Below are 7,297 nucleotides of genomic sequence, written 5' to 3'. Positions count from 1 at the left end.
AGGGCGGCTGGAAGAAGCTGTTCGACCTGAACAAGGGCATCGTCGAGGACGCACAACCCTTCTACCCGTCAGCAAGCTGCACCTGAAGTAAGGCACAGCCGAACCACAGGCCCCGCACATCCGTGTCCCCCACAGTGGGGGCACGTGAGGGCCACCCCCGTCCCCATGGGCTCCCCGCTCCGGTGCGTCTTCCCCCGTACGCACCGGAGCGGGGCTTTTCTCTGTCCGGCGTAGGCCCGTCGCCCGTCCGTCGTCGCCCGGGATACATGCTGTGTTCACCCGTCTTTGTTCCGTGGGTGAACAATAGGTAACGTCTGTCCTTGTCCACGGACGGTCGGTCGGCTGGCCGATGGCCCCGGGGCGGTTAGGCTCTAGTCGCAAGGCTGAGGTGGGGCCTGGAAAGGCCCATGTGCCCCGCACAACCAGCGTCACATCCAAGAAGGAGATGCTCGTGCGTCCATCGACGTCGTCGTAGCCCGGGAAATCCTGGACTCCCGAGGCACCCCACGGTCGAGGTCGAGGTCGGCCTCGACGACGGCAGCACGGGTCGTGCCGCCGTCCCGTCCGGCGCCTCCACGGGCGCCTTCGAGGCCATCGAGCTCCGCGACGGCGACCCCAACCGCTACAAGGGCAAGGGTGTCGAGAAGGCCGTCCTCGCCGTCATCGAGCAGATCGGCCCGGAGCTGGTCGGCTACGACGCCACCGAGCAGCGCCTGATCGACCAGGCCATGTTCGACCTGGACGCCACCGACAACAAGGGCTCGCTCGGCGCCAACGCCATCCTCGGCGTCTCGCTCGCCGTCGCCCACGCCGCCTCCGAGGCCAGCGACCTCCCCCTCTTCCGCTACCTGGGCGGCCCGAACGCGCACCTGCTGCCGGTGCCGATGATGAACATCCTGAACGGCGGCTCGCACGCCGACTCCAACGTGGACATCCAGGAGTTCATGATCGCCCCGATCGGCGCGGAGACCTTCTCCGAGGCCCTGCGCTGGGGCGCCGAGGTCTACCACACCCTCAAGTCCGTGCTGAAGTCCAAGGGCCTGGCCACCGGCCTCGGCGACGAGGGCGGCTTCGCCCCGAACCTGGGCTCCAACCGTGACGCCCTCGACCTGATCCTCGAGGCCATCAAGCAGGCCGGGTACGTCCCGGCGAGCAGATCGCCCTCGCGCTCGACGTCGCCGCCTCCGAGTTCTACAAGGACGGCAAGTACCAGTTCGAGGGCAAGGACCGCTCGGCCGCCGAGATGACGGAGTACTACGAGGAGCTCGTGGCGGCCTACCCGCTCGTCTCCATCGAGGACCCGCTGTTCGAAGACGACTGGGCCGGCTGGAAGGTCCTCACGGACAAGCTCGGCGACAAGGTGCAGATCGTCGGCGACGACCTGTTCGTCACCAACCCCGAGCGCCTGGCCCGCGGCATCGAGGAGGGCACCGCCAACGCCCTGCTGGTCAAGGTCAACCAGATCGGCTCGCTGACCGAGACCCTGGACGCCGTCGAGTTGGCCCAGCGCAACGGCTTCAAGTGCATGATGTCCCACCGCTCCGGCGAGACCGAGGACGTCACCATCGCCGACCTCGCCGTCGCCACCAACTGCGGCCAGATCAAGACCGGCGCCCCGGCCCGCTCCGAGCGCGTCGCCAAGTACAACCAGCTGCTGCGCATCGAGGAGATCCTCGACGACGCCGCGGTGTACGCGGGCCGCAGCGCCTTCCCGCGCTTCAAGGGCTGAGCCGCAAAGGGTCAATCCTGAGCCAGTCGTACGTACGTCCCCGCACCGGTCCCGTACCGTGTGCGGGGACGTACGCACGTGTGAACGGCATGAACGGGAGGCGGGGACATGGCCGTGAAGGACCGGGACCGGTTCTCCACCGCGACCAGGCTCAGACTGCTCGGCGAGCAGACGGCGGCCCGGGTCTACCGCTCCCAGACCAAACGGCAGGCCCACCGCTCCCGGCTGACGGGCCGCGCCGCGCTGCTCGCCCTGGTGCTGTGCACCCTCGTCGTGGCCCTCGCCTACCCGATAAGGCAGTACGTCTCCCAGCGCGCCGAGATCTCCGACCTGCAGCGCCAGGAGCAGCAGGCCAAGGAGCGGGTCGAGCAGCTGCGCGACCTCAAGGCACGCTGGCAGGACGACTCCTACGCCGAGCAGCAGATCCGGCAGCGCCTGCACTACGTGATGCCGGGCGAGACGGGATACGTCGTCGTCGACCCGGACCGCGCCAAGCGGTCGCGCGCCGAACGGGACGCCGCCGACCGCCCGTGGTACGCGAACGTCTGGGACGGGGTCGACAAGTCCGACGCCTCCGACCAGTGACCTGACCAGAAAGACAGTTCTCAGTGGAAACGCCTCCGCCGCCCACCCCGCGCACCGAGCCCACCGACGCCGACGTCGAGGCCTTCAAGCAGCAGCTCGGGCGGCCGCCGCGCGGGCTGCGCGCGATCGCCCACCGCTGCCCGTGCGGACAACCGGACGTCGTGGAGACGGCGCCCCGGCTGCCGGACGGCACGCCCTTCCCGACGACGTACTACCTGACGTGCCCGCGCGCCGCCTCGGCGATCGGCACGCTGGAGGCGAACGGCGTCATGAAGGAGATGACGGAGCGGCTGCGGACCGACCCGGAGCTGGCCGCCGCGTACCGTGCCGCGCACGAGGACTACATCCGGCGGCGCGACGAGATCGAGGTGCTGGAGGGCTTCCCGAGCGCGGGCGGCATGCCGGACCGGGTGAAGTGCCTGCACGTGCTCGTGGGCCACTCCCTGGCCGCGGGCCCGGGCGTCAACCCCCTGGGCGACGAGGCCATCGCGATGCTCCCCGAGTGGTGGCTCAAGGGCCCGTGCGTGCAGCCGCTGGCGGCACCGGACCCGGCGGACGAGTTCCCCGGCGAGGAGGCCGAGGAGGACCCGACCGTGGTCCGCAGCGGCTTCTTCTCGGCCCGGCCGATGACGCCCAGGGGCTTCAGCCGGGTCGCCGCGGTCGACTGCGGCACCAACTCCATCCGGCTGCTGGTCGCCGACGTCAACCCCGGCACCGGCGAACTGCTGGAGCTGGACCGGCGCATGACGATCGTTCGGCTCGGCCAGGACGTGGACCGCACCGGCCGGCTGGCCCCGGAGGCGCTGGAGCGCACCTTCGCGGCCTGCCGGGAGTACGCGGAGGTGATCCGCGACCTGGGCGCCGAGAAGGTCCGTTTCGTGGCCACCTCGGCCTCCCGGGACGCCTCCAACCGGGACGACTTCGTGCAGGGCGTCGTCGACATCCTCGGCGTCGAGCCCGAGGTGATCTCCGGTGAGCAGGAGGCGGAGTTCTCCTTCACGGGGGCGACCAAGGAACTCAAGGGCCGCGACGACCTCGCCCGGCCCTACCTGGTCGTGGACATCGGAGGCGGGTCGACCGAGTTCGTCGTGGGGGACGACCACGTGCGGGCGGCCCGCTCGGTGGACGTCGGCTGTGTGCGGATGACCGAGCGGCACCTCGTGGTCGACGGCGCGGTCACCGACCCGCCCTCCGAGGAGCAGATCGCGGCCATGCGGGCCGACATCGAGCGGGCCCTGGACCTCGCGGAGGAGACGGTGCCGCTCGGCGAGGCGCGGACGCTGGTCGGGCTCGCCGGATCGGTGACCACCGTGTCGGCCATCGCCCAGGAGCTGCCCGAGTACGACTCCGCGCGCATCCACCACTCCCGCGTCTCGCGCGAGCGCGTCCGCGAGATCACCGACCGGCTGCTGCGCTCCACCCACGCCGAGCGGGCGGCCGTGCCGTCCATGCACCCGGGACGCGTGGACGTCATCGCCGCCGGGGCCCTCGTCCTGCTGTCGATCATGGAGCGGACGGGCGCCGAGGAGGTCGTCGTCAGCGAGCACGACATCCTCGACGGCATCGCGTGGTCGGTGGCGTAGGTCTCGTTTGTTACCGATAGGTAGCTCTCTGACGAGCAGGTCGGATAGCGTATGAGCGCACCGGAGGGGCCTTCGCGGGCCCCTCCGTTATGTGTCGTCGGGAAAGTTCGTGAAGTTCTTCACAAGGAATTCCGCCCCCGAGATCCGTGAAACGGTCCCGGTTGGGCCTTTCGAGGGTCCAACGGCCCCTTGAACATGTTCAGAATCATGGTATGAAGGGGGTCCCGGAGGCCCTCGAGGAGAGGTGTTTCGGAGGACTCACCGCACCTCCGGAGGCCCAGAGAGGCAGCTCACGCGGCATTGACAACGGGTCGTAACGGACCTGGCCCGAGGGTCCGCGCCAGGACCTTGGTCACGCGGGTCGCGGAGGATAACACACACCTTGTCGGAGCTTGTGAAGGGGCGCACGAGCTACCCCCCTGAGACGGGTGGATACTCGATGCCATGAGCACCACGGAGCGTCCCAGGATCCTCGTAGTAGGCGGTGGGTACGTAGGCCTGTACGCAGCTCGGCGCATCCTCAAGAAGATGCGCTACGGCGAGGCGACCGTCACGGTCGTCGACCCCCGGTCGTACATGACCTACCAGCCCTTCCTCCCCGAAACCGCAGCCGGCAACATCTCCCCGCGCCACGTCGTCGTCCCGTTGCGACGCGTGCTGCCGAAGGCGGAGGTCCTCACCGGCCGCGTCACCACCATCGACCAGGACCGCAAGGTGGCCACGATCTCCCCGCTGGTCGGTGAGGCGTACGAGCTGCCCTTCGACTACCTGGTGATCGCGCTCGGCGCGGTCTCCCGCACCTTCCCGATCCCCGGCCTCGCCGAACAGGGCATCGGTATGAAGGGCATCGAGGAGGCCATCGGCCTGCGCAACCACGTGCTGGAGCAGCTCGACAAGGCCGACTCCACCACGGACGAGGAGATCCGGCGCAAGGCCCTCACCTTCGTCTTCGTCGGCGGCGGCTTCGCCGGTGCGGAGACCATCGGTGAGGTCGAGGACATGGCCCGCGACGCGGCCAAGTACTACAAGAACGTGTCCCGCGAGGACATGCGCTTCATCCTCGTCGACGCCGCCGACAAGATCCTGCCCGAGGTCGGCCCCAAGCTGGGCGCCTACGGCAAGGAGCACCTGGAGAGCCGCGGCGTGGAGATCTACCTCTCCACCTCGATGGACTCCTGCGTCGACGGCCACGTGGTGCTGAAGAACGGCCTCGAGGTCGACTCCAACACCGTCGTGTGGACCGCCGGTGTGAAGCCCAACCCGGCGCTGGCCCGCTACGGCCTGCCGCTCGGCCCCCGCGGCCACGTGGACTGCGAGCCGACCCTCCAGGTCAAGGGCACCGACTACATCTGGGCCGCCGGCGACAACGCCCAGGTTCCGGACCTCGCCGGCCGCAAGGCGGGCAACGAGAACGCCTGGTGCCCGCCGAACGCCCAGCACGCCCTGCGTCAGGCCAAGGTCCTCGGCGACAACGTGATCTCCGGTCTGCGGGGCTTCCCGCAGAAGGACTACAGCCACGCCAACAAGGGTGCGGTGGCCGGTCTCGGCCTCCACAAGGGCGTCGCGATGATCGTCATGGGCAAGATGAAGATCAAGCTCAAGGGCCGTCTCGCTTGGTACATGCACCGCGGTTACCACGGCATGGCGATGCCGACCTTCAACCGCAAGATCCGCGTCTTCGCCGACTGGACCCTCGGCATGTTCCTCAAGCGCGAGGTCGTCTCCCTGGGCGCCATGGAGAACCCGCGCGAGGAGTTCTACGAGGCCGCCAAGCCCGTCCCGGCGGCCGCGAAGCAGGAGAAGACCGAGGCCAAGGCCTCCTGACCGGACCCCGGTCGCCGAACGAACCGAAGGACCTCCCGCCATCCGTGGTGCGGGAGGTCCTTCGGCGTTCGGGCTCCGGGTCCGGGCTCCGGGTCCGGACTCCGAATGGGCGACCCGAGTAGATGGTCTCTGCACCTTTTTGCATATTCGTGACGCCGCCGGGGGACTGCACAGTCGCCCGGGTTTTGTTTTCGTGGTGCTGGGCATTCCGGGATCGCCTGTCACGGAGGTGTGCGCCATGGCCGACGCCGCGTCGCGGCTGAAGAGCCTCGTCGAACAGTTGCTGGGAGCGCCGTTGCCGGTGCGCATCCGCGCCTGGGACGGTTCGCAGGCGGGGCCGCCGGACGCGCCGGCCCTGGTCGTGCGCAACCGCCGCGCCGTGCGCCGCCTGCTGTGGAAGCCGGGAGAACTGGGGCTCGCGCGGGCCTGGGTCGCCGGGGACCTCGACATCGAGGGGGACCTGTACGCCACCCTCGACCTCATGGCGGAGCTGGTGTGGGAGCGCGGGGAGGACGCCCGGAGCCTGCCGCAGATGCTGCGGGACCCCGAGGTGCGGGCCGCCGTACGCGGCCTCGTGAAGATCGCCGGGCTGCCGCTGCCGCCCGCGCCGCCCCGCGAGGAGGTCCGCAAGGTCCGGCACCTGCACACAAGGCGCACCGACAAACGGGCCATCAGCCACCACTACGACGTCGGCAACGACTTCTACGAGATCGTCCTCGGCCCCTCGATGGTCTACTCGTGCGCCTACTGGCCCTCCCCGGACGCCACCCTGGAGCGGGCCCAGCACGACAAGCTCGAACTCGTCTGCCGCAAGCTCGGTCTGACGGAGGGACAGCGGCTCCTCGACGTCGGCTGCGGCTGGGGCTCCATGGCCGTCCACGCGTCGCGCGAGCACGGGGTGAACGTCGTCGGCATCACCCTCTCCCACGAACAGGCCGCCTACGCCCGCAAGCGCGTCGCCGACGCGGGGCTGACCGACCGGGTGGAGATCCGGGTGCAGGACTACCGGGACGTCGCCGACGGCCCGTACGACGCCGTCTCGTCGATCGGGATGGCCGAACACGTGGGCGCGGACCGATACCTGGAGTACGCCGAGAACCTGCACCGGCTGCTGCGGCCGGGCGGACGGCTGCTCAACCACCAGATCGCCCGCCGGCCACAGGGCGACGAGTCGGCCTACGACGTCGACGAGTTCATCGACGCGTACGTCTTCCCCGACGGCGAACTCGCGCCCCTCGGCACGACCGTCACCCAGCTCGAACGCGCCGGGTTCGAGGTGCGCGACGTCGAGTCCATCCGCGAGCACTACGGGCTCACCCTGCGCCGGTGGGTGACCAATCTGGAGGCCCAGTGGCCGCGCGCGATGCGGCTTGCCGGGCCCGGGCGGGCCAGAGTGTGGCGGCTGTACATGGCCGCCTGCGCCCTCGCCTTCGAGCACAACCGCATCGGCGTCAACCAGGTGCTGGCCGTACGGACGCCGGAGGACGGCGGGTCCGGGATGCCGCTGCGAGCCCGGACGTGGGGTGCGGATCCCGCGTAGAAGCGCCCGGGAGTACGTACGAGGGGGCCCGTCCGA

General features: G+C 69.8%; 4 protein-coding genes and 2 pseudogenes. All 6 read left to right on the top strand.

Features of this window, described 5'->3' with window-relative positions; all coding sequences use genetic code 11:
* The first annotated feature begins 432 nt into the window (after positions 1-432).
* The 6 genes and pseudogenes from eno to FBY22_RS37550 all read left to right on the top strand — a co-directional run bounded on the left by eno (position 433) and on the right by FBY22_RS37550 (position 7,261).
* Positions 433-1,729, top strand: a pseudogene (gene eno, locus FBY22_RS37570) (phosphopyruvate hydratase).
* 108 nt (positions 1,730-1,837) lie between these two features.
* A complete protein-coding gene (locus FBY22_RS37565; RefSeq protein ID WP_142152407.1) occupies positions 1,838-2,314 on the top strand; it encodes a septum formation initiator family protein in 477 nt (158 codons plus the stop codon).
* 23 nt (positions 2,315-2,337) lie between these two features.
* Positions 2,338-2,787: pseudogene (locus FBY22_RS45825) on the top strand (DUF501 domain-containing protein); the annotation flags it as partial.
* 153 nt (positions 2,788-2,940) lie between these two features.
* Entirely contained in the window at positions 2,941-3,897 is a 957-nt protein-coding gene (locus tag FBY22_RS45555; protein ID WP_260845346.1) for a Ppx/GppA phosphatase family protein, read from the top strand.
* Positions 3,898-4,341: 444 nt separating this feature from the next.
* Positions 4,342-5,721: an NAD(P)/FAD-dependent oxidoreductase gene (locus FBY22_RS37555; RefSeq protein WP_142152405.1), complete on the top strand. Its 1,380-nt coding sequence runs from the start codon at positions 4,342-4,344 to the stop codon at positions 5,719-5,721.
* A 238-nt stretch (positions 5,722-5,959) separates the two neighbouring features.
* Positions 5,960-7,261, top strand: coding sequence for a cyclopropane-fatty-acyl-phospholipid synthase family protein (locus FBY22_RS37550; RefSeq protein ID WP_142152404.1), 1,302 nt, complete (start codon positions 5,960-5,962; stop codon positions 7,259-7,261).
* Positions 7,262-7,297 lie beyond the last annotated feature (36 nt).

Source organism: Streptomyces sp. SLBN-31 (genome assembly GCF_006715395.1).
In the GTDB taxonomy this organism is placed as follows: Bacteria; Actinomycetota; Actinomycetes; order Streptomycetales; family Streptomycetaceae; genus Streptomyces.
Note: the sequence above shows the minus strand (reverse complement) of the source record. Positions and strands in the feature narration are given on the sequence as shown.